Here is a 211-nt window from a genome sequence, read left to right on the forward strand (position 1 = left end):
TGGCACTTCCTTGTATTTATGATTTACGTTAACAAATCTAGCTAAACAATATATACTATATTGTATTGAATCTATTGTTCAACAACAGAATTTATCATTTTCCGACAGAAGACTCTCTCTTCAATCGTGTGAAGGGCGAAGCCCAACGATAAGGGGGAGATGAATGTCGGTTAGGCGATAGCCTAAAGGCTTTTTGTTGCCCACTTCATAC

It is taken from the genome of Evansella tamaricis (assembly GCF_019042215.1).
GTDB classification, from domain to species: domain Bacteria; phylum Bacillota; class Bacilli; order Bacillales; family Salisediminibacteriaceae; genus Evansella; species Evansella tamaricis.